The following is a 21629-nucleotide window of genomic DNA, read 5'->3' on the forward strand; positions in this document are numbered from 1 at the left end:
AGCCGTGAGCGCGGGCGTCAGCCGAGCGCCTGATCCAGATCGCCCAACAGGTCGTCGACCCCTTCGAGGCCGACCGACAGCCGCACCACCGAGTCACTCAGACCGATCGCCGCGCGTCCCTCGGGACCCATCGCACGATGAGTGGTGGTCGCCGGATGCGTGATCAGCGACTTCGAATCTCCGAGATTGTTGGAGATGTCGACGATCCGCAGGCCGTTGAGGACCTCGAAGGCGCGCTTCTTGCCGTCGATGCCGTCGTGATCGTTGAGCTCGAAGGTCACCACCGTGCCGCCGCCGGACATCTGCGACTTCGCCAAGTCGTACTGCGGGTGTGACTGCAGGAAGGGGTATTTGACCCAGCGCACGCGCGGATCGCTCTCGAGGAACTCGGCGATCCGCAGCGCCGACGACACCGAGGCGTCGACGCGCAGACGCATCGTCTCCAGCCCCTTCACGAGGGTCCAGGCGTTGAACGGGCTCAACGCGGGACCGGTATGTCGCATGAGTTGCTGCACCGGACCGTCGACGTACTCCTTGGTCCCGAGTACCGCGCCACCCATGACGCGCCCCTGGCCGTCGATGTGTTTGGTGCCCGAGTAGACGATGACGTCGGCGCCGAGTTCGAGACCCCGCTGCAGCAGCGGGGTGGCGAAGACGTTGTCCAGCACCACCTGTGCGCCCGCGGCGTGCGCCATTTCGGACACCTTCACGACGTCGACGAGGCTCTGCATCGGGTTCGACGGTGTCTCGAAGAACACCGCGTCGGTGGGCTTGGACAGGGCCCGCTCCCACTGCTCGAGGTCTTCGCCGTCGACGAACTCGGTCTCGATCCCCCAGCGCGGGAGGATCTCGTTGCAGACCACGAAGCAGGAACCGAACAGGCTGCGGGCGGCGACGAGACGGTCGCCGGCCTTCAACAGTGCACCGAGCGCGACGAACACTGCGGCCATGCCGCTCGCGGTGGCGAAACACGCCTCCGCGCCCTCGAGACGGCGCAACCGCTCCTGGAACATCTCGACGGTCGGATTTCCGTAGCGCGAGTAGACGAATCGTTCGTCCTCGCCGGTGAAGGCTCGCTCGGCGGCCTCGGCGGAGTCGTAGACGTAACCGCTCGTGAGATAGAGCGCCTCGGCCGTCTCGTGGAAACCCGAACGCGCCAGCCCGCCGCGAACCGCGATCGTGTCAGCCGAGAGCCCTTCAGGCAGTTCACGACTGACGGGCAGATCAGAACTCACGATTGCCTCCACGGCAGGTTCTCGGCACGCCAGCCCGACGTCCCGCGGTGGTCGTTCTCGTCGAGGGCGCCTTCGAACCCGTCGATCACGTTGTATGCCTTCGCGATACCGTCGGCGGTCGCGGCCTCCGCAGCGCCGATCGACCGGTGCCCCGAGCGGCAGATGAAGATGACCTCCTGGTCGTCGGAGACACCGGAATCACGCAGCTGCGCCACGAAGTCGTCGTTGCGGCGACCCTCGGGGAAGGTGGTCCATTCGGCGAAGATCGCGCGCTTGCCCAGGACCTCGAGGTCGGGCACGCCGACGAACGACCACTCCGCCTGCGTGCGACAGTCGACCAGCACCGCATCCGGGTTGTTCTCGAGCTTCTCCCACGCCTCGCGCGGGGTCAGGTCACCGGCATAGCTCATGAGGAACACACCTTCCACTCGCCGTTCTCGCGCACCACGATCGTGTCCACGACGTTCACGTCATCGGGGGTCTTGTCATAGTGCCAATGAACCTTCGCGGTCGCCCGGTCACCGTCGACCACCAGCTCGGTGATCTCCGGGATCTCGATGTGACCGTTGGCGAGCAGCGACTCCCGGTTGTCGGCGAGGAACTGTTCCTCGGAGACGAAGTCGGCCGCCTCGACGTCGGCCGCGCAGGTGTTCGCCCGGTATTCGCCGAAGTTCGGACCGTTGCGCGCGGTGTAGATGTCGTTGATCGCGTACTGGACCTGAGCCGAGTCGCCGGCCCGGTCCTCGGCCGGACGGGTCACATTCGACAGCACGACGCCGAGCACCACGAGTCCCACGACGCCGGCCGCGACGAAGAACGGCCAGGCGTTCTTCCACGACGGGGGCTTCTGGTCGCCCTCACCTGCAGCTTCGGCCATGGCGGGCAGTCTATCGAGCGTCCCGGCGGCGGCTGAGACCGGCGTCGTCGGAGCCCGGACGCACCAGGCGGAGCGCCGAACGACGTCGACATCGAACACGTCCTGCGTAAGGTGGCCCTAAGTTCCGCGGCGAACGACGTCGCCGACCGCAACGAGCAGCGAGGACCCGGATGCGCGCTTCCACCCACCGTTCACTCATCCTTCTCGTCGGGCTGCTCGCGGCAGCCCTGGTGGTGACCTCGTGTTCGCCGCCGGACGAGACGGTCGACTCCGGCACGGCCCAGGTCCCCGCGCCCGAGGCCGGCGCGATCCCGGTCACCGTGCAGCAGGCCTACGCCCCCGCGACCGTCGACCAGGCACCCAAGCGCGTCGCCGCGATGGGCGTGGGTGACGGCGACACCCTCCTCGCACTCGGCGTCACCCCCACCACGATCGCCCCGTTCGCCGACCCCGACCAGGCGTCGGCGCCGTGGAACGCCGAACTCCTTGCGGACTCCGACCCGGTGGTGCTGCCGAACGCGTCCGGCGCGTTCGGCGACGAGATCCCCAAGGCGCTGGCCACCGAGCCCGACCTCATCACCGCCGTCGGCGCCGATCCCACCCGCGACCAGTTCGATCTGCTGAGCAAGACCGCCCCGACGATCCTGCGGCCCGCCCAGTTCCAGCCGTGGCAGGTGCCGTGGGACGCGCAGACCCGCCAGATCGGTACCGCCGTCGGCCTGCCCGAACTCGCCGATCGCAAGGTGACCGAGACCGAGCAGTTCCTCGCGAACGTGCGGGAGCAGAACCCGCAGCTGGCCGGGAAGACGGCGGTCGTGGTCACCGCCAGCCCCACCGGCGGCGTGTCGATCTACGGCCCCGGCGACGGGCGCGGACAGACCCTCACCGGTTACGGACTCACCTTCCCGCCCGCGCTGCAACCTTCGGTGACCAGCGGTTTCTACGGTGACCTGCCGGCCGAGAGCCTGAACCTGCTGGACTCGGCCGACGTCGTCGTCGCCGTCGACTGGCAGGGGTCCAACGACCAGCTCAAGTCCAACGCGGCGTTCAACCGGCTGGCGGTCGCGCAGTCGGGCCGGGTCGTCTACCTGCCCCAGGAGGTCGGCAGCGCGATGTCGGTGCCGACGGTCCTGACGATCCCGTGGGTCGCCGAGCAGGCCGTCGGACCGATCGCCGCGGCCGCCGGCAAGGCGTAGCGGGCCCGAACCCGCCGGACACCGCACGCCCGCCGAGTGAGGGTTACCTCACAGACGGATTTTGGTCGGGGACAGCAAGCGCCTACCGTAGAAGGGATAGGCCTTATCCATACGCGCGGACCTGGGGGTCACCGAGATTTGCTTGTCCTCGCGTGCTGAGCAACGGAAGACACCTACTCCATGAGCGACAACAGCCGCCCGCTGCGGGTTGCGATCGTCGGTGCCGGTCCCGCCGGGATCTACGCCGCCGACGCGTTGATGAAGTCCGACACCGCCAAGGACCGCGGGGTCAGCATCGATCTGTATGAGCGCATGCCCGCTCCGTTCGGTCTGATCCGGTACGGCGTCGCACCCGACCACCCGCGCATCAAGGGCATCATCACCGCCCTGCACAAGGTCCTCGACAAGCCCCAGGTCCGCCTGCTCGGCAACGTCGACTACGGCACCGACATCACCATCGACGAACTACGCGCCCACTACGACGCGGTGATCTTCTCCACCGGCGCCACCGACGACCGCGCCCTCGACATCCCCGGCATCGACCTCGACGGCAGCTACGGCGCCGCCCAATTCGTCGCCTGGTACGACGGCCACCCCGACTTCCCCCGCACCTGGCCCCTCGAGGCCGAGAAGGTCGCGGTCATCGGCGTCGGCAACGTCGCCCTCGACGTCGCCCGCGTGCTCGCCAAGACCGGCGACGAACTGCTGCCCACCGAGATCCCGGCCAACGTCTACGAGGGACTCAAGGCCAACAAGGCCGTCGAGGTCCACGTGTTCGGCCGCCGCGGTCCCGCCCAGGCGAAGTTCACCCCGCTGGAACTGAAGGAACTCGACCACTCCCCCAACATCGAGGTCATCGTCAACCCCGAGGACATCGACTACGACGAGGGATCGGCCGTCGCGCGCCGCGGGTCGAAGATCACCGACCAGGTCGCCACGATCATCGAGAACTACGCGATCCGCGAGCCCAAGCAGGGTGCGATCCACAAGCTGTTCCTGCACTTCTTCGAAAGCCCCACCGAAATCCTCGGCGAGGACGGCAAGGTCGTCGGTCTGCGCACCGAGCGCACCCAGCTCGACGGCACCGGCAACGTCAAGCCCACCGGCAAGACCACCGACTGGGAGGTCGGAGCCGTCTACCGCGCGGTCGGCTACCTCTCGGACAACCTGCCGCAGATCCCGTTCGACTCCCAGGCCGGGGTCATCCCGAACGAGGCCGGACGCGTGTTCGACGAGGGACAGCAGCTGACCGGTATCTACACCACCGGCTGGGTCAAACGCGGCCCCGTCGGCCTCATCGGCCACACCAAGGGTGACGCGAACGAGACCGTCGACTGCATCCTGAAGGACATGGAAGCCGGCACGCTGCTCGAACCGGCCCACCCCGGTGAGGACGCCATCGTCGAACTCCTCGAGTCCAAGAACATCCCGTTCACCACCTGGGACGGCTGGTACCGCCTCGACGAACACGAACGCGCCCTCGGCGCCGCCGAAGGCCGCGAACGCGTCAAAGTCGTCGAACGCGAGGACATGCTCGCCGCATCGGAGCCGGACAAGGTGTCCCGCCCGTCCGCATGACCCCGCTTCCCGCCGGCTGAGCCCACCCTCCGCCGGCTGAGCCCACCCCCGCCGGCTGAGCCTGTCGAAGCCATAAGAGCGGCGGCCGAGTTCTCTCGGTCGCCGCTCTTTCGCATGCGCCCGGCGGGTGCGGGGGCGTCCTCCCCGCACGCCGCCCGGCGCGAATGGTTCAGTGGTGGCGAATCCCCGTCGTCCTCAGAGGAGGGTCATCGACCGGGAATCGCCGGAACACCCTCGACGTCGGTGCCACCGCCGGTCAGGGCTGCCGCCGAGGCGGAGGAGCCCGTGCCGAACCGGTCCAACGGGTTGTCGATGCGCCGGACGTTCCACCAGAAACCGGCGTTGTCGGTCAGGTTCTCGGCGTAGTCGGAGATCGCGTATCCCGCGATGGAGGACGGGAAGCAGCCGAACCAGGTGGTCTTGATGGTGAGCGACTCGTTCTTCTTCAGCAGCGACTTGAACTTCGTCGCGCCGTTGATCTCCTGCAGCGTGACGTTACGGAAATCGCCGTCACGCGCGGTGACGCGCATGAACCGGGTCATGCTCCACGCCTGATTCCACGGCGTGCCAGGGGCTGCGAACTGACAGTAGACCCCGCCCGTCATCTGGAGGTTGGGAACGGCGGCCTGTGCCGGCGCGGCACCCACCAGCGATCCACCGGCGATTCCTGCAGCGACCAGAACCCCTGTGAGAGCCCGTTTCAGCGATTTCATCGATCCTCCTCGTTCGTAGGCGACACTGTGTTTCCCGACGTCGCCGTCGTGGGAGCGGTTCACGCCACCCCACCGACGACCGGTCTTGCTGCGGTCGGCCCGAGATGCCCACCGACACCGGGACTATCGACCCAGCCTGAGCGAAGTGTTACCGCCCGCACAGCCTTCCCTCAGGTTTCGTCGGCAATTCGTTATACGAACGACACCCGCCAAGGCGCTCGACGCTGCGCGCGACGCCGCGTCGAAGAAGGTTGGTAAGGTTTACCTTCGTGCGCCGATCCCTCCGACTTTTCGGAATCCCGCTGCTCCTGGCGGTCCTCGCAGCGCTGGTCGTCGCCTCGGTTCTCTTCGGCACCCGGCCGGTCCCGCTCGACGAGATCTGGCCCAGCTTCACCGCTGGTGTCGAAGAGATCTGGAACGCGCTGGTCAACCTGCGGATGCCGCAGGTGCCCAAGGATTCCGATGTCGACGGCATCGTGTGGGATCTGCGCGTGCCGCGCACTCTGCTCGGCCTCGCCGCCGGACTCGCGATCGGCGCGGCCGGTGCCATCACCCAGGGCCACACCCGCAACCCGATCGCCGATCCCGGCATGCTCGGCGTCAACGCGGGTGCCGCCTGCGCGGTCGTCGGCGGCATCTACCTGCTGGGCATCACCAGCCCGATCGCGTTCATGTTCTTCGGTCTCGTCGGGGCGATCATCGCCGCCACCGTGGTGTTCGGGTTATCGTCGCTGAGCGGCTCGAGTCCCCTGACCCTGGTTCTCGCCGGCACCGGCCTGACCGCGATGCTGACCGCCATCACGTCCGCGATCGTGCTCGTCGACACCAATTCGCTGGACCAGTGGCGCTTCTGGAGCGTCGGCTCCACCGCGGGTCGGGGCATCGACGTGTTCTGGGCGAGCCTGCCGTTCATCACGGTGGGCCTCGTCCTCGCGCTGGCGAGCGGCTTCTTCCTGAACGTCCTGAGCCTGGGCGACGACATGACCAAGGCCCTCGGTTCCCGTGTCGTGCTCATCCGCGCCCTCGGCGTCCTGACCATCACGCTGCTCATCGGCGCGGCGACCGCGGCATGCGGGCCGATCGTGTTCCTGGGCCTGGTCGTACCGCACATCGCCCGCGCCTTCGTGGGCGCCGACTATCGGTGGATCATCCCGTATTCCGCTCTGCTGGGCGCCATCCTGCTCGTCGGATGCGACATCCTCGGCCGGATCGTCGCCCGTCCCGGCGAAGTGCAGGTCGGCGTCATGCTGGCACTGGTGGGCGCACCCTTCCTCATCGTCATGGTCCGCCGACAGAGATTGGGGACCGTGTGAATCCGCCGACCTCCATCAAGACCGACATCACGTCCGGAACCACGACGAAGGGCCGGATCGCACCGCACCCCGGCGGTTATCGGATCGCCGTCGAACCGCTGTCGATGGTGGTCCGACCACGGATGCTCACCGTCGCGGTCGTGTCCACGGCCGTCACGGTCGTCCTGTTCCTCACGAGCGTCGGTGTCAGCGACTTCCCGCTGACCCCCGTCGACGTCGCCCGCATCCTGCTCGGCGGCGGCACCCGCGTCGAGAACGTGGTGGTCTTCGACGTCGCGCTGCCCCGTGCGCTGGTCGCGCTGCTGGTGGGATTCGGTCTGGGCCTTGCGGGTTCGATGACCCAGCTGACCGCCCAGAATCCCCTGGCCACACCGGACATGCTCGGCATCACCGCCGGCGCGAGCGTGGCGGCGGTGACCGCCATCGCGTTCTCGACCACCAGCTGGGGTGCCTGGCTGGGCGATCTCGGCGTCCCGGCGGCGGCGATGATCGGCGGGTTGCTCACCGCGGTCGCGATGTACGTCCTCGCCTGGCCGGGTCGCAAGGCCAACAGCGGCATCAACCCGTTCCGGCTCGTGCTGATCGGCGTCGGGATGACGTGGTTGCTGCAGGCGCTCACCCAGTTCCTCCTCTCGCGCGCCGACATCCGGGATGTTGCTCGTGCGCAGGTGTGGATCGTCGGGTCGGTGTCCAACGTCGGCTGGTCCAACGTGTGGCCGGTCGCCGCCGGTGTCGTCGCGAGCATCGTCGTGGTGGTCGTCCTGGCCCGCCAGATCGGAATGCTCAGCCTCGGACCCGATCTCGCCCGCGGACTCGGAGTCCGGACCGGCGCGGTGTCGACGACGCTGCTCCTGACCGCGGTTCTGGTGAGCGCGCTGAGCGTGTCCGCGGCCGGGCCGATCGCTTTCGTCGCGCTGCTGGCCCCGCAGATCGCGCTGCGGCTGGCCGGTACCGCCGTGCCCACGCCGCTCGTGTCCGGTGTCATCGGTGCGTCGTTGGTACTGGGCGGCGACCTGATGGTGCGCACGGTTCTGCCGGGCGGCCTTCCGGTCGGCATCGTCACCGCGGCGATCGGCGGCCCGTTCCTGATCTACCTGATGATCGTCATGTCCCGAAAGGCGAGCGTATGACCGCGTCATCCCTCGAATCCCCTGCCACCACCGCCCGATTGCGGGGCGTCGGACTGACCGTCGGCTACGACGAACGGATCGTCATCGACGGCCTCGACATCGACATCCCCGACGGTCAGGTCACGACGATCATCGGTTCCAACGGATGTGGCAAGTCGACGCTGTTACGTTGTCTTGCACGGCTGTTGCCACCCCGGGCCGGTGCGGTCTACCTCGACGGCGACGACATCTCCTCGGTCCGGCCCAAACAGGTCGCCCGCACCCTGGCGATCCTGCCGCAGAATCCCATCGCGCCCGAAGGGCTCACCGTCGCCGATCTGGTGGGGCGGGGACGTCATCCGCACCAGCGCTGGTTCGCGCAGGCCAGCGCGGCCGACGAGGCGGCAGTGGCGCTGGCGATGGAGATGACCGACACCCTCGACCTCGCCGACCGCACCCTCGACGCCCTGTCCGGCGGTCAGCGGCAACGGGTCTGGATCGCGCTGACGCTCGCGCAGGACACCGATCTCATACTGCTCGACGAGCCCACCACCTACCTCGACCTCGCACACTCCATCGACGTCCTCGACCTGGTCCGCCGCCTCCGCGACGAGCACGGCAAGACCGTCGTCATGGTGCTGCACGACCTCAATCTGGCCGCGCGCTACAGCGATTCGCTGTTCGTCATGCGCAACGGCGCCATCGTCACCACCGGCTCGCCCGCCGAGGTCATCGACGCCGAGACCCTCGACGCGGCGTTCGGCCTCCGGGCGCACGTCATGACCGATCCGATCACCGGTGGCCCGCTCATCGTGCCGCTGGACTCCCGGACCCGCGCCACCCCCACCGCTCCCTGATCCGAAGCGCGGCCCCTGCTCCCTGAGATGCGAAGAGCGACAGCGACAGCCCCTCCGCTCCCTGAGGTGCGAGCGAAGCGAGCCACGAAGGGCTTCGCAACGTGTCTCACCAGGCCCTTCGTGGCTCGTCGACCTCGACGCGCTCCTTCGTCGCGTGCTCGGCCCGGCGGCTCACGCTCCTCGCACCTCAGGGACCAGTGGGTGTGTGGCTCTTCCGGATTAGGGAGCATGGGTGACGCTCGCAAGCTCGCTCTCAGGGAGCGGAGGGAGGCTCTTCTCGTCCAGCCGGTTTCGCGAGCATCCGCTCGCGAAGAGAGTCGTAGACCGGCGGCGACCCGGACAGATGGGCGACGAGCACCGCGGCGGCCGTTGCGGCCAGCATGGGGAGGGCGACCGTCGTCGTCGCGGTCATCTCCATCACGACGACCATCCCGGTGAGCGGGGCCCGGACGACCGCACCGAACAGCGCCGCCATCCCGGCGAGAATCATCGCGCCCCGGAATCCCGACGCACCTGAATCCGGTTGTTGCACAATGATGTCGGCGACCTCGGCGAAGGCGGCACCCCAGAGGGCGCCGAGCGCGAGCAGCGGTGCGAACAGGCCACCCGGCGTGCCCGCGGCATAGGAGAGCGGACCCGCGACGAACCGGACGAGGAAGAGCGCGACGAGTGCGGGGAGTACGACACCGCCGTCGACGACCGCCTGGGTGAGGCCGTCCCCGCCGCCCGCGGTGCGCGCGTCGACGGCGAGCAAGGCGCCGATCACCGCGCCGATGAGGGCGGCGCGACCGATCGGCGGCACCCGCGAGAATCGACCGACCCAGCCGAGGGTGCCGAGAACCATTCGGCTGTAGGCGATCCCGATGAGTCCGGAGACGAGACCGAAGACCACGAAGACGGGCAGCACCGTCACCGACGGCACGTCGAGCGAGGGCACGTCGAACTCCGGGCGGTCTCCCAGGATGACCCGTCCGGCGGCGACGGCGGCCACCACCGCGAACACCGTCGGCACCACGAGGCGCAACCGGACCGAGCGGCCGACCTCCTCGAGTGCGAAGAGCGCGCCGCCGATCGGAGCCGTGAACGCCACTGCCAGTCCGGCCCCGCTGAGCGACGTCTGCATCACCCGGACGTCGGCGTCGTCGAGACCGCCGCGCCGGCCGGTTTCCGCACCGACGACCGAACCGATGTGCACCGTCGGGCCTTCCCGGCCCAGCACGAGTCCGGAACCGATCGCGGCGAGCGCGCCGACGAACTTGGCCGGGATGAGGCGCAGGGGCGCCGGTGACGCCTCCCCGCGCTCGACGGCCTCCACGTGTTGGATACCGCTTCCCGCCGCGGTCGGCACCAACCGGACTGCGAGCGCGCCGAGCGCCGCACCGGTCGCGGTGACCGCAATCGGGAACAGCCACCCGGGGACACCGAGTCCCGCCGACCAGTCGAGCATCTCGACCCGCCAGCGGTCCAGGTGGTTCAGGCACCAGCGGAAGGCTCCACCGAGTACGCCGGTCAGCAGACCGGCGATGACCGCCAGCAGACACAACCGCACCAGGCCGCGGTCGGCACGCTGTGGCGAGATCACACGTGGACGCTACCCCGCCGCGGGCATCACACCGGCTGAATCAACCGCCCCTGCACCACAAGCGAGGCGTTCTGCTTCAGCCGGCGCATCCGGATGCTGACCGAGTACCCGGTGACGCCGCCGATCGCGGCGACCCGGGTGCGCAGATAGTCGTGGAAATGCGCGGTGTCCCGGCAGATCACCGACACCATGAGGTTCCACTCGCCGCTGATCGCCGCCGCGAACGCCACCTCGTCGTGAGCCGCGAGTTCGGTGCCCACCTGATCGAGAGCCGAGGGGGTCACCGTCAACCACAGCGTGGCGCTCAGGTCGAAGCCGAGCCGGTCGGGGAGGATCTCGACGTCGTAGAAGAGCGCACCCCCGCGCTCGAGCGTGCGGAGCCGGCGGCGCACTCGTCCGACCGTCCATCCGCAGATCCGAGCCAGTTCGCGGTGCGCTCGCCGACCGTCCTGGGTCAGCGCGTCGATCAGCACGGCATCGCCGGCCGTCAACCGCGCGCCACCCGCCGGGGCATCCGACGACGGATCGTCCTGCTCGGGGTCCTCCGGCATGTCGTCGACCACAGCAGCCGCAGCGGAAGCGAGGAGGTCGCGGTCCCGGTCAGAGAGGTGGCCACCGAATCCGGTCCACCTCGACGCGGGGTGACCGGGATCGAAGGCGTGCAGGACGAGATCGATGCGGACGTCGGTCACCGAGGCTCGGGCGGGGAACGTCTTGGCGATGGCCTCCTCACCGGCCACGCCGAGCGGCGCCCGGATGAGACAGATGATCTCCGCACCACCGGACGCGACATACGCGAAGGCGACATCACGCCGGCGAGCGAGCGAGGACGCGAGCGGTTCCATCCGGTCCGGACGGCACCGCACCCGCGCCACCCACTCCGGCTGGCCGCGGACGGACGGCTTGATGATCCCGACGACCTTCATCACGCCGGCCCGCCGCATCGCCTGGTAGCGGCGCGCCGCGGTCTGCTCCGAGATCCCGGCCACCTCACTCAGCTGGCGGAACGTCGCACGCGGCGACACCTGCAGCGCACGGAGGATCGTGCCGTCGATGTCGTCCATGGTGGAGGAAGTGTATCGCCGCGCGACCCACAGTGCCGTATCGATACCGGCACTCGGGATCTGTGCGTGGTTTCGTAGACGCGGACCAGACAATGAACTCCTGCGCCGTTCGGCGACCCTCATCGACCTGCGAAAGCGAGCGCGTTGACCGCGACCATCTCCCCCGTTCCCACCGGCGTACCGACTCCCCCGGCACGTCGGACGGCCACCGTCGTGATGGCCTGCCTCGGCGTCTTCGTCGCCTACCTGCCCATCACGAGCGTCGCCGTCACCCTGCCGGCAATCGGCACCGCCTTCGGCGTCTCGACCGCCCAGTTGTCCTGGGTACAAGACGCGTTCGTCCTGCCGATGGCCGCATTCATCCTCACCGCCGGGGTGTTCGGCGACGTGCACGGCCGTCGCAAGGTCTATCTGGTGGGGCTCTGCCTCACGGCGTCGGGCGCGTTGGTGGCGCTGTGTGCGCAATCGATCAGCATGGTGTGGATCGGACAGGCGCTCGCCGGAACGGGCGCGGCCGCCCTCCTGCCCACGACCCTGGCACTGATCAGTCACGCGGTCCCCGACTTCCGGGAACGGGGCAAGTTCATCGGCATCTGGGCGTCGGCGCTCATGCTCTCGCTGACCGTCGGGCCGCTGGTCGCGGGTCCGGTCGCCGAGTCCGCCGGCTGGCGATGGATCTACCTGCTGCCGATCCCGATCGCCCTCATCGCGCTGGCGGTGGCCGCGACGATGCTCCCGGAATCCCGCGCACCCCATGCCCGTCGCCTCGACTGGTCCGGCCAGATCTCGGCCGCGATCGCCGTATCGGCACTCGTCTTCGGCGTCATCGAGGCCGGCGTCTACGGCTTCGGCGACCCCCGCGTCGTCGCCGCGCTGCTGGCCGCCGCGGTCGCCGCAGTCGGGTTCGTCGTCATCGAAAAGCGTTCGGCGAGTCCGATGCTCGACCTCGACCTCTTCCGGAGCCGCGCCTTCACCGCCACCACCCTGGTCGCGATGATCGCCTTCCTGGCTCTGATCGGGTTCATCTTCGTGCTGAGCATGTATTTCGGGCTGGTTCAGCAACTCGGCACCGTCGAGGCCGGTTGGCGGCTGGCCCTCATGAACGGCGCCTCGATGCTGGTCGGCGGGCTCGCCGGCAAGATGATGCATCGAATTCACGCCCGGTTCCTGATCGGCGGCGGACTCCTGATGGTCGCCGGCGCCCAGTTCGCGCTGCTGACCCTCGACGCCCACACCTCCTTCGCCGCCATCTCGTGGCGTCTGGTCGTGCTCGGGCTCGGGATGGGACTGGTGATGGCGCCGATGACCGCGACCGCGGTGTCGGCCGTGCCCTACCACCTGTTGGGGATGGCCGCGGCTGGGAACAACGCCTTCCGTCAGGTCGGCGGCGCGCTCGGCCCGGCCGTGCTCGGCGCCCTCCTGACCGCCGGTGCGGTGAACTCGTTGCCGCAGAAGCTGATCGATGCCGGTGTCGCCGAGCCGGTACGTGACCGGGTGATCGGCGCGGTCGACACCGAGGGCCTGGCCGCCGCGAGCGGCCTGAACCTCGGCGCCGACGCCCCGGCCGTGATGAGCGCCGTCGGCGACGCCTTCCTCGACGGAATGCGTCTGTGCCTCACGTTCTCCGGCGTGCTCACCGCGGCCGCTGCGATCCTCGCACTCGTGATGCTGCGCCCCGGGCGGGCCGTCGAGGAGCAGCCGGCGGGCTGACCGCCGGTCGGTCCGTCAGCTCCGGCGGCCCCCGACGAGTGAGGTGACGTAGCGCGCCGGGACGTCGAACCACACCTCGCGCACCGGGGCCTGCTGGAGCACCGAGCCGGGCAGCTCGGTCAAGTAGGTCAGACTCAATGTTCCGCTGAAGTCGGGGTTCACGCGCTCGAGCGCCGGGATCTCGATGACGAGCCCGCCGTCGTCGATGACCGCGCGGACCATCGAACCGCGCGGGGTCGTCCACTCGTGGTCGATGGCACGACCCGCCCGACCGGGCACGCTCGACATCGTCGCGAGGACGCGTCGGGGCGTCAGGACTACAGCACCGGTGAAGGGCCGGACGTTGCCCTGCGCCGATCGACCGGGCACTTGCCCGCTGAATCTCAGTGTCACGGGCACGAATTCGACGATGAGGTAGGCGCCGTCGGAGACGACCTGCGCACGGAGGTCGTCTGTGAGCTTGCCGATGCCGAGCATCCGGCGCAGGGAGGCCACCGCCACACCCTAGATCTCGGGACGCCGCGTCGTCAGGAGAACGCCGCCGCCACGTCCGCGGCGCGCCGGAGCTGATCGGGGTCGGTACTCGTCGGGATGAGTTGCACCTCGTCGGTACCGATGTCGGCGAACCGCCGCAGCACCTCGGCGAGCTCGGTCTCGGTGCCCGCCCACCCGGTGGTGGGCGCGATCGCGTCGACGAACTCCGACGGGATCCAGTTCATGTATCGATGCAGGTGCCGGGTCACCTGCGCTCGGGGACCGTCGCCCTCACCGATCGCGAACCAGAAGGACGTCGCGAGATGCGGTGCCGCCCGACCGGCATCCGCCCACGCCGACCGGGCGACGTCGAAGAGCTCGTTCTGCTTGCCGGCGTCGAGATCGAGGGTGACCCCGGCGATTCCGTCCGCCCACTCGACCGCACTGCGGATGGTCTTCGGCCCGGTGGTCCCGACGTGCAGTACCGGACCACCCTTACGATGCGGCGGCGGACCGACCGGCAGGACCGACTCGGTGAGTTTCTCCCCGGCCCACACCCGTTTCATCGTCGCGGCGCGTTCGGCCAGTTGGCGCATGGTCTGCGTCGACGGGTCCGCGCCGACGGCCCGGTAGTCCTCGTGTCGCCCGCCGAACCCGAGTGCCACGGTGAGGCGTCCTCCCGACAGCATGTCGCCGGTCGCCAGCGACTTGGCGAGCATCACCGGGTCGTGCAGCTGCGGCACGACGACCGTCATCACGAGCGGCACCCGTCGCGTCCACGCCGCCAGCGCGCCGAGGAAGGTCAGGCATTCCGGATTGTCGAACGCGATACGTTCACCCCAGCACAGCGAGCTGAACGGACCGTCGTCGATGGTGGTGGCCCACGAGTGGAGCATCTCGGCGTCGAGATCCGGCTCCATCACAGGCATGGTCATCCCGATGCGCACGTGCGTCATTCTGACACGGGCACACCACGCCCGGGCGCGATTCGCAGATGTCGCGCATCGTCGCGGGATACGCAACGATGCGCGACATCTGTTGTGTCAGTGCTGGTTCCGTCCCGGACTCCCGGACGCGGCCCGCCCCACATGCGCCGACCGCACCGGGGAATTCTTGAGTTCACGCAACGCCGTCCGCAGACCCCGTCGCTTCCCGGTCGCCGGGTCGACGCCGAAGTGGTCACTCATGCCCTCGCGGATCGCGAAGCGCAGCTCCGACGCCGTCTCCGGCGCGTCATCCGACGTCGCCTTCAACAACGAGTTCGGCAGTGCCAGCTTCGCGATGGTCCGGAACGACTGGGCATATTGACCCAGGAGGGTCCCCGTCGTGTACGGCAGGTCGTATTTGTCACACAACTCGCGGACACGCACACCGATTTCCTCGTACCTGCTGCTCGGCAGGTCGGGGAACAGGTGGTGTTCGATCTGATGACTGAGGTTCCCGCTCATGAACCGCATCAGCGGTCCGGCCTTGAAGTTGGCCGATCCCAACATCTGACGCAGATACCAGCGCGGTTGGTCCTCGTTCTCGAACTCGTCGACCGTGAACTTCTCGGCTCCGTCGGGGAAGTGACCACAGAAGATCACCATGTACGCCCAGTAGTTCCGGATGATGTTCGAGGTGAAGTTCGCGGTGAGCGTCGTCTTCCAGTTCGGACCCGCCAGAGCCGGGAAGATCAGATAGTCCTTGGCCGCCTGTTTGCCGACCTTGGTGCCGATCACCCGGAGATCCTTGGCCGCCTGACGGTAGGTCTTCTCTTTGTTGCGCAGCTTCTCCGTCTCCAGATGGTGCAGCGCCACACCGTATTCGAAGAACGTGCCGAGCGTCAGGTTGTAGATCGGGTTACCGACGTTCCACCACTCCCAGGGCTGGTCCCGGGTGACGCGCAGGATTCCGTAGCCCACGTCGTCGTCCATCCCGACGACGTTCGTGTACTTGTGATGGACGAAGTTGTGCGAGTGCTTCCACTGCACGCTCGGGCAGGTGGTGTCCCACTCCCACGACGCCGAGTGGACCTCCGGATCGTTCATCCAGTCCCACTGGCCGTGCATCACGTTGTGGCCGAGTTCCATGTTCTCGATGATCTTGGCCAGCGAGAGCATCGCGGTCCCGGCAGCCCAGGCGACCTTCTTGTCGCTGAACATCAGGGCGAGCCGGCCACCGGCAGCCAGACTGCGCTGCAGGGTGATGGCCCGCCGGATGTACTTGGCGTCGGCCTCGCCGCGCGACTCCTCGATGTCCCGGCGGATGGCGTCGAGTTCGGCGCCCAGGGCCTCGACGTCGGCCTCGGTGAGATGTGCGTACTGATCGATGTCGGTGATGGCCATGAAGCCCTCCTAGATATCGAGAGTGCATTCACCAGACACGGCGCTGATGCATGTCTGGATTCGTTCTCCTTCGCGACGTTCCTCGCCGGTGCGCAGGTCGCGCACGTAACCTCCGGCGAGGGGGACGACGCAGGTCTGACAGATACCCATCCGGCAACCGAAGGCCATCTGGATACCCAGGTTCTCGCCCGCCTCGAGTAGCGTTGTGGCGCCGTCGATCTCGGCCTCCTTGTCCGAGATCGCGAACTTCACGGTGCCGCCCTCACCACCGTGGTCGGTGCGGGCGATGGCGAACCGCTCCACGTGCAACCGCCCGCGCAGGCCACCGTCCTCGTAGTGGGACTCCATCGCGTCGAGCAGCGCCACCGGACCACAGGCCCAACACTCGCGTTCGCGCCAGTCCGGCGCCCACTCGTCCATGCGAGAGACGTCGAACTTGCCCATCTCCTTGGTCAGCTGGAGATTGAGGTCGTAGTCGTCGGCCTCTTCGGCCAGCTTCTCCATCTCGTCGAGGAAGATCACGTCGTCGCGGGTGGGCGCGGAGTGGATGTGCACGATGTCCGGTGTCTGACCGTGCGAACTCAGCTGTCGCAGCATCGCCATGACGGGAGTGATCCCGCTTCCGGCGGTCACGAACAGGATCTTGCCCGGAACCGGCTCGGGCAGATGGAAGTCGCCCTTGGGCGACTGCAGCCGGATGATCGTCCCGGGGCTGACGCCGTCGACGAGATGCGACGACAGGAATCCGTCGGGGTTCGCCTTGACCGTGATCGCGATGGTCTTGTCCTCGTTGGCGCCGAACGACGTCAACGAGTACGACCGCCAGTGCCACTTGCCCTCGATCTGCAGACCGATGCCGACGTACTGGCCCGGTTTGTACGACTCGGGGAACCCCCAGCCCGTCCGGATGGTGACGGTCGCGGTGTCCTCGGTCTCCTTGGACACGTCGAGTACCTTGCCGCGGAGCTCGCGCGCGCTCCACAGCGGATTGATCAGGTGCAGATAGTCGTCGGGCAGCAGTGGGGTGGTCGCTCGGGCCACCAGACCCCGGATGATGTTGACCTCCGGTTTCCGGGCCTCGACCCCGGCCGCCGGCCGCTTGCTCCACTTCAACAGGTTCACTCAGACTCCTCCCCTAGAAATCCCCACGGCTGGAGTTACTGACCAGTGCTACCCTTCGGTGCACGACTGTACACATCAATCGGTGACCGCGATCACAAGATCCGATAGTGGCAGGTCACGACCGGTGCCGCGACCCGTTCGGTCACCAGGTGAAGGCGCCGCCGGTCCAGATGCCGGTCGCGATCAGCGCGAAGAGGAGTTCGATGCCGATCGTCTTCACCGCCGCTTTCAGCGCCGAGAAGGCGCCCCGCCACGCGCCGTCGAAGCTGCGCGTGCGGACGAGTTCCGATGCCAGCGCACCCACGATGAAGCCGAGCAGCAGGCCGATGACGGGGACGACGAAGAAGCCGACGATGCCGACCAGGCCGCCGACCACGATCGTGCGGTTCGGGATCGCGTCCGCGCGCAGCGACCGGCCCGCGATCAGGTATTTGAGCACCTCGCCGACGCCGATGACGACGAGAGCCAATGCGAACACCGACCAGGCCCAACCACCCACGACGAGCGCCCAGACGAACAGCGCGCCGACGATGAGCAACGTGCCGGGCAGGATCGGCACGACGATGCCCACCAGGCCCACCAAGATCACCGCTGCGACCAGCAGCTCACCCCAGAACGGCACCCGGACCTCGTCCGATCACTCGCCGGGCTTCGACGACGCACCGGGGCGCGCGTCGGCGGACCGGTCGTCGGTCTTGACCATCGAGGTCATCGCCGGTGCCTGCTCGTGCGGGGCCTGTTCGTGCGGGGCCGGCCGTGGCGGCGGGCCCGCCGGACGCGGCGGGGTCCCCGACGGGGGGATCGGCGCGGGCGGTACCGGGCGCGGCCCCCCGGCCGGCCGCGGTGCGGGTGGCCGGGGCCCGGGCGGCGGTCCCGGACGACCGGGCGGCGGTCCCAGCGGCGCACCCGGTGGTTTCGGTACACCGGGAGGCGGACCCGCGGGTCCGCGCGGCGGGCCGGGCGGTGGCCCGGGGCGTCGCGGAGGCGCCGGGGGCGGGGTCGGTGGAAGGGTGGTGGCCTTGCGAACGGCCGGGCGGCCCGGCACGGGTGTGACGAGCGACGCGGCGCGGACGGCACGCTCACGCGCGACCGGCACGTCGTCGGCTGTCGCGGTGACCACGCCCATGCGCCGGCGGTGGAAGCTCTCGGGCTTGCCGAACAACCGGATGTCGGTCTCGGGTACGGCAAGTGCGGCGGCGACGTTCTCGAAACCGATTGCCGGCTCGTCGAGTTGTCCGTAGATGACGGCCGAGGCACCCGGGGACGCGAGCGTGACGTCGACCGGGAGACCGAGGATCGCGCGGGCATGCATCTCGAACTCGGACAGTCGCTGGGTCGCCATCGTGACGAGGCCGGTGTCATGGGGTCGCGGGCTGACCTCGGAGAAGTAGACGTCGTCGCCCTTGACGAACAGTTCGACGCCGAAAACGCCGCGCCCGGCCAGCTTTCCGTCACCGAGGGCGGTGGCGATACGCGCCGCGATCGAGGTCGCCGAGGCGTGCGCGTCGGTGCTCATCTCATGCGGCTGCCAGCTCTCCACGTAGTCGCCGTTGATCTGCCGGTGGCCGATGGGTGCACAGAAGTGCGACGTGAGCCGGCCGGTGGCCGGATCGATCGCCCGGACCGTGAGAAGGGTGATCTCGTAATCGAATTCGACGAAACCCTCGACGATGACGCGACTGCCCTGTACCCGACCGCCGGTGTTCGCGGTTTCCCACGCCGACGCCAGCTCCTCGGGGCCCCGCACGACCGACTGCCCCTTGCCCGACGACGACATGACGGGCTTGATCACACACGGGAACCCGACCTGGCGGGCCGCGACGGTGACCTCCTCGAGGGTGTCGGCGAAGAGATACGGCGATGTCGGCAGCCCGAGTTCCTCGTCGGCGAGACGTCGGATTCCCTCGCGGTTCATGGTGGCGACGACAGCGCTCGCGGTCGGGATGACCTCGGCGATACCGCGTTCGGCGACGTCGACGAGGGCCTCGGTGGCGATCGCCTCGATCTCGGGCACCACGTACGCGGGACGATGCTTGTCGATGACCGCGTGCAGGGCGGCGGGATCGGTCATGTCGATGACCTCGGCATGGTGGGCGACCTGGTGGCCGGGCGCGTCGGCGTAGCGATCGACGGCGACGACCTCGACGCCCAGGCGCTGGAACGCGATCACGACCTCTTTGCCGAGTTCACCTGCTCCGAGGACCATCACCTTGGTCGCGGTCGGACTCAGCGGCGTGCCGATGACGTCCGGCGGCCCGGTCGTCGGCGCCGGCTGGGCTGCGCTGGTCGCACTCTCGCTGTTCGACGTCATCCTCAAATCCTACTTGCCGCCAGCACAGATCCCGGCGCACTCCTCCACCTCGTCGAACACACCAAGGACCGTCGGGTGGTCATCCCGTCACCTCGTGCACGAAGCACCACCGCCACACCTCGCCCGGCTCGGCCGAACGCATGACCGGGTGCCCGGTCTCGTGGAAGTGACCGGTCGCGTGTCGTCGCGGGCTCGAATCGCAACAACCGATGTGCCCGCACGTCAGGCACTTCCGCAGATGTGCCCAGTGGGTCTCGCCGATCGCGACACAGTCCTGGCAACTGCGGTCGTCGCCCGATGCCGGCGCCGGGTCGGCGGCCGGCGCGGCGTCGAACGACTCCAGTTCGACGCAGCGCGCCGTGCTCGAGGCGTCGGAACCGGACCCCGCCGGCCCGGACGCGGCCGCGGCCGATGACTTCCGCCGAAAGATCTTCATGCCCGACATTATCCATCGGGCCGGCGCGATTAGAGTCGCTCGAATGGGCGCATCGCTACTGCTGGTCGCGGTCATCGCCGTGGCGGTCGCCGCGTTGTGTCGTCGCTATGGCTGGTCCTCGCCGCTGGTGCTGGTCACCGTCGGTCTCGGGATCGCATGGATTCCCGAGTTGCCCTCGGTGGCCCTGGAACCCGAGCTCGTGCTCTTCCTCATCCTGCCGCCGCTGCTGTACTCGGCCGCGCAGGAGAGTTCGTATCAGGCGTTCCGCGCCAACTGGCGTGCGATCGGATTCCTGGCGGTCGGCCTGCCGCTGGTGACGACCCTGGTGGTCGGATATGTCGCATACCTCGTCGTCCCCAATCTCCCGCTCGCCGCGGCACTGGTCCTCGGTGCGGTCGTCGCGCCGCCGGACGCGGTGTCGGCGCAGGCGATCGGCCGCCGGCTCGGTCTGCCGCGCCGGATGATGACGCTGCTCGGCGGCGAGAGCCTGCTCAACGACGCGACGGCCCTCACCGCGTTCCGGATCGCGCTCGCCGCGGCGGTGGGGGCCACCGCGACGGTCGGCGAAGGGGTCCTGACGTTCGCGGTGGCCGCCCTCGGCGGCCTGATCGTGGGCCTCCTCGTCGGGGTGGTCGTGTCCTGGGTGCGTGTCTGGCTCACCGACCCGCCGATGGAGACCGCCATCGGCATCATCGTCCCGTTCGCCACGTACTACGCGGCCGAGGAACTGCACGGTTCGGGTGTCATCGCGGTGGTCACCGCCGGTCTCTACCTCGGCCACCGATCGGTGCGGCTGGGCTATGCGACGCGCCTGCAGGACGAGGCGGTGCGCAAGTCGATCGACACCATCCTCGAGTCGTTCGTCTTCTTGCTCATCGGGCTCCAGCTGCCCATGCTCATCGAGGGTGTCGAGAACAAGTCGTGGACGCAGATCGCCATCGACGCCGCGGCGGTCCTGGCAGCGACGATCCTCGTGCGCATCGTCTGGGTCTACCCGGCGACCTATCTGCCCCGACTGCTCTCGCGACGGATCCGCGACCGCGAGCCGCCGCCGAGTCCGGCGTCGGTGTTCGTCGTCTCCTGGGCCGGTATGCGTGGCGTGGTGTCACTGGCCGCCGCGTTCGCCATCCCCGTCTACACCGAGACGAACGAACCGTTCCCCGCCCGCGCCGAGATCCTGTTCCTGACCTTCGTGGTCGTGGTGGGGACGTTGCTGATCCAGGGCACCACCCTGCCCTGGGTCATCCGCTTCCTCGGGGTGAGCGGCGACGAGCGCGCCCAGGACCGGCTGGCGTATGCGGCCGCGCAGGACCGTGCGTCCCGGGAATCCGAACGGCGCCTCGACGATTACGCCGCGGAACTGTCCGACGACGATCCGCGCCGGCTCCAGGTGGCGATGCTGCGCAAGTGGATCACCACGCAGCGCAATGTGGCCTGGGAGGAACTCGGCCGGGGTCCCGAGGATCTCGGTGAGAGTCCGACGTCCGCCGGGGCACGACTCCGGACGGAGATCCTGCAGATCCAGCGCGCGGTCTTCATCGCCGAACGCGACGCTGGACGCATCGACGACGAGGTCCTGCGAATCGCGTTGCGCCGGCTCGACTTCGCCGAGGGACAGGGCGACCGGGACGCCTAGCTCCCTGAGGAGCCCGGAGCTTGCAGGCGACACCCCCTCGCTCCCTGAGGAGCCCGGAGCTTGCAGGCGACACCCCCCTCGCTCCCTGA

General features: G+C 68.7%; 20 protein-coding genes. 7 read left to right on the plus strand and 13 right to left on the minus strand.

Annotated features, from left to right (window positions below; translation table 11 throughout):
* Positions 1-17 precede the first annotated feature (17 nt).
* From LEL84_RS10580 to LEL84_RS10590, 3 genes are read right to left on the minus strand one after another with little or no spacing between them, the layout of a single operon-like run.
* Positions 18-1235, minus strand: coding sequence for an O-succinylhomoserine sulfhydrylase (locus tag LEL84_RS10580; RefSeq protein ID WP_226514009.1), 1218 nt, complete (start codon positions 1233-1235; stop codon positions 18-20).
* A complete protein-coding gene (locus tag LEL84_RS10585) occupies positions 1232-1645 on the minus strand; it encodes a rhodanese-like domain-containing protein (RefSeq protein ID WP_058249965.1) in 414 nt (137 codons plus the stop codon). Before LEL84_RS10585 ends, LEL84_RS10580 begins: the two co-directional genes overlap by 4 nt.
* Positions 1642-2112, minus strand: a complete 471-nt coding sequence (locus tag LEL84_RS10590) for a hypothetical protein (RefSeq protein ID WP_065629636.1) — start codon at positions 2110-2112, stop codon at positions 1642-1644. Before LEL84_RS10590 ends, LEL84_RS10585 begins: the two co-directional genes overlap by 4 nt.
* 170 nt (positions 2113-2282) lie before the next feature.
* Here LEL84_RS10590 and LEL84_RS10595 point away from each other — a divergent pair, with 170 nt between their 5' ends.
* Both LEL84_RS10595 and LEL84_RS10600 read left to right on the plus strand, forming a co-directional pair.
* Positions 2283-3308 carry an ABC transporter substrate-binding protein gene (locus LEL84_RS10595; RefSeq protein ID WP_068971133.1) on the plus strand — a complete coding sequence of 342 codons (1026 nt, stop codon included), beginning with the start codon at positions 2283-2285 and terminating at the stop codon, positions 3306-3308.
* A 180-nt stretch (positions 3309-3488) separates the two neighbouring features.
* Positions 3489-4886, plus strand: a complete 1398-nt coding sequence (locus tag LEL84_RS10600; RefSeq protein WP_226514010.1) for an FAD-dependent oxidoreductase — start codon at positions 3489-3491, stop codon at positions 4884-4886.
* A 206-nt stretch (positions 4887-5092) separates the two neighbouring features.
* Here the strand turns inward: LEL84_RS10600 and LEL84_RS10605 are convergent, their stop codons facing one another.
* The gene (locus tag LEL84_RS10605) at positions 5093-5599 is read right to left on the minus strand and encodes a hypothetical protein (protein WP_226514011.1); all 507 of its coding nucleotides are present in this window, start codon (positions 5597-5599) and stop codon (positions 5093-5095) included.
* A gap of 269 nt (positions 5600-5868) precedes the next feature.
* On the opposite strand from LEL84_RS10605, the gene LEL84_RS10610 reads away from it, so the two are divergent.
* Genes LEL84_RS10610 through LEL84_RS10620 form a run of 3 tightly spaced genes read left to right on the plus strand, consistent with a single transcriptional unit; the run spans position 5869 to position 8878 of the window.
* On the plus strand, positions 5869-6912 hold the full coding sequence (locus LEL84_RS10610) for a FecCD family ABC transporter permease (protein ID WP_226514012.1): 1044 nt from the start codon (positions 5869-5871) through the stop codon (positions 6910-6912).
* A complete protein-coding gene (locus LEL84_RS10615; RefSeq protein ID WP_226514013.1) occupies positions 6909-8042 on the plus strand; it encodes a FecCD family ABC transporter permease in 1134 nt (377 codons plus the stop codon). Before LEL84_RS10610 ends, LEL84_RS10615 begins: the two co-directional genes overlap by 4 nt.
* Positions 8039-8878 (plus strand): ABC transporter ATP-binding protein, encoded by an 840-nt coding sequence (locus LEL84_RS10620; protein WP_226514014.1) that lies wholly within the window; start codon positions 8039-8041, stop codon positions 8876-8878. The genes LEL84_RS10615 and LEL84_RS10620 overlap by 4 nt, the downstream gene beginning before the upstream one ends.
* Before the next feature lie 253 nt (positions 8879-9131).
* On the opposite strand, the gene LEL84_RS10625 is transcribed toward LEL84_RS10620, so the two are convergent.
* Both LEL84_RS10625 and LEL84_RS10630 read right to left on the minus strand, forming a co-directional pair.
* Positions 9132-10460: a ClC family H(+)/Cl(-) exchange transporter gene (locus LEL84_RS10625; RefSeq protein WP_226514015.1), complete on the minus strand. Its 1329-nt coding sequence runs from the start codon at positions 10458-10460 to the stop codon at positions 9132-9134.
* 26 nt (positions 10461-10486) lie between these two features.
* A complete protein-coding gene (locus tag LEL84_RS10630) occupies positions 10487-11524 on the minus strand; it encodes an Lrp/AsnC family transcriptional regulator (RefSeq protein ID WP_226514016.1) in 1038 nt (345 codons plus the stop codon).
* A 144-nt stretch (positions 11525-11668) separates the two neighbouring features.
* Between LEL84_RS10630 and LEL84_RS10635 the strand changes: the two genes are divergently transcribed.
* Entirely contained in the window at positions 11669-13234 is a 1566-nt protein-coding gene (locus tag LEL84_RS10635) for an MFS transporter (RefSeq protein ID WP_226514017.1), read from the plus strand.
* A gap of 15 nt (positions 13235-13249) precedes the next feature.
* Here LEL84_RS10635 and LEL84_RS10640 read toward each other — a convergent pair whose 3' ends face one another.
* The 7 genes from LEL84_RS10640 to LEL84_RS10670 all read right to left on the minus strand — a co-directional run bounded on the left by LEL84_RS10640 (position 13250) and on the right by LEL84_RS10670 (position 19904).
* Positions 13250-13729 (minus strand): hypothetical protein, encoded by a 480-nt coding sequence (locus LEL84_RS10640; RefSeq protein ID WP_226514018.1) that lies wholly within the window; start codon positions 13727-13729, stop codon positions 13250-13252.
* Between the two features lie 32 nt (positions 13730-13761).
* The gene (locus LEL84_RS10645; protein ID WP_226514019.1) at positions 13762-14664 is read right to left on the minus strand and encodes an LLM class flavin-dependent oxidoreductase; all 903 of its coding nucleotides are present in this window, start codon (positions 14662-14664) and stop codon (positions 13762-13764) included.
* Positions 14665-14751: 87 nt separating this feature from the next.
* Positions 14752-16035, minus strand: coding sequence for a fatty acid desaturase family protein (locus tag LEL84_RS10650; RefSeq protein WP_226514020.1), 1284 nt, complete (start codon positions 16033-16035; stop codon positions 14752-14754).
* Positions 16036-16044: 9 nt separating this feature from the next.
* Positions 16045-17157: a ferredoxin reductase gene (locus tag LEL84_RS10655; RefSeq protein WP_226514021.1), complete on the minus strand. Its 1113-nt coding sequence runs from the start codon at positions 17155-17157 to the stop codon at positions 16045-16047.
* Positions 17158-17299: 142 nt separating this feature from the next.
* A complete protein-coding gene (locus LEL84_RS10660) occupies positions 17300-17779 on the minus strand; it encodes a DUF456 domain-containing protein (RefSeq protein WP_068970718.1) in 480 nt (159 codons plus the stop codon).
* Positions 17780-17794: 15 nt separating this feature from the next.
* The gene (gene purT, locus LEL84_RS10665) at positions 17795-19468 is read right to left on the minus strand and encodes a formate-dependent phosphoribosylglycinamide formyltransferase (protein WP_226514022.1); all 1674 of its coding nucleotides are present in this window, start codon (positions 19466-19468) and stop codon (positions 17795-17797) included.
* Between the two features lie 79 nt (positions 19469-19547).
* A complete protein-coding gene (locus tag LEL84_RS10670) occupies positions 19548-19904 on the minus strand; it encodes a UBP-type zinc finger domain-containing protein (protein WP_068971293.1) in 357 nt (118 codons plus the stop codon).
* 43 nt (positions 19905-19947) lie between these two features.
* Between LEL84_RS10670 and LEL84_RS10675 the strand changes: the two genes are divergently transcribed.
* A complete protein-coding gene (locus tag LEL84_RS10675) occupies positions 19948-21540 on the plus strand; it encodes a Na+/H+ antiporter (RefSeq protein WP_068971292.1) in 1593 nt (530 codons plus the stop codon).
* Positions 21541-21629 lie beyond the last annotated feature (89 nt).

Source organism: Gordonia sp. WA4-43, assembly GCF_020520305.1.
GTDB classification, from domain to species: domain Bacteria; phylum Actinomycetota; class Actinomycetes; order Mycobacteriales; family Mycobacteriaceae; genus Gordonia; species Gordonia hongkongensis.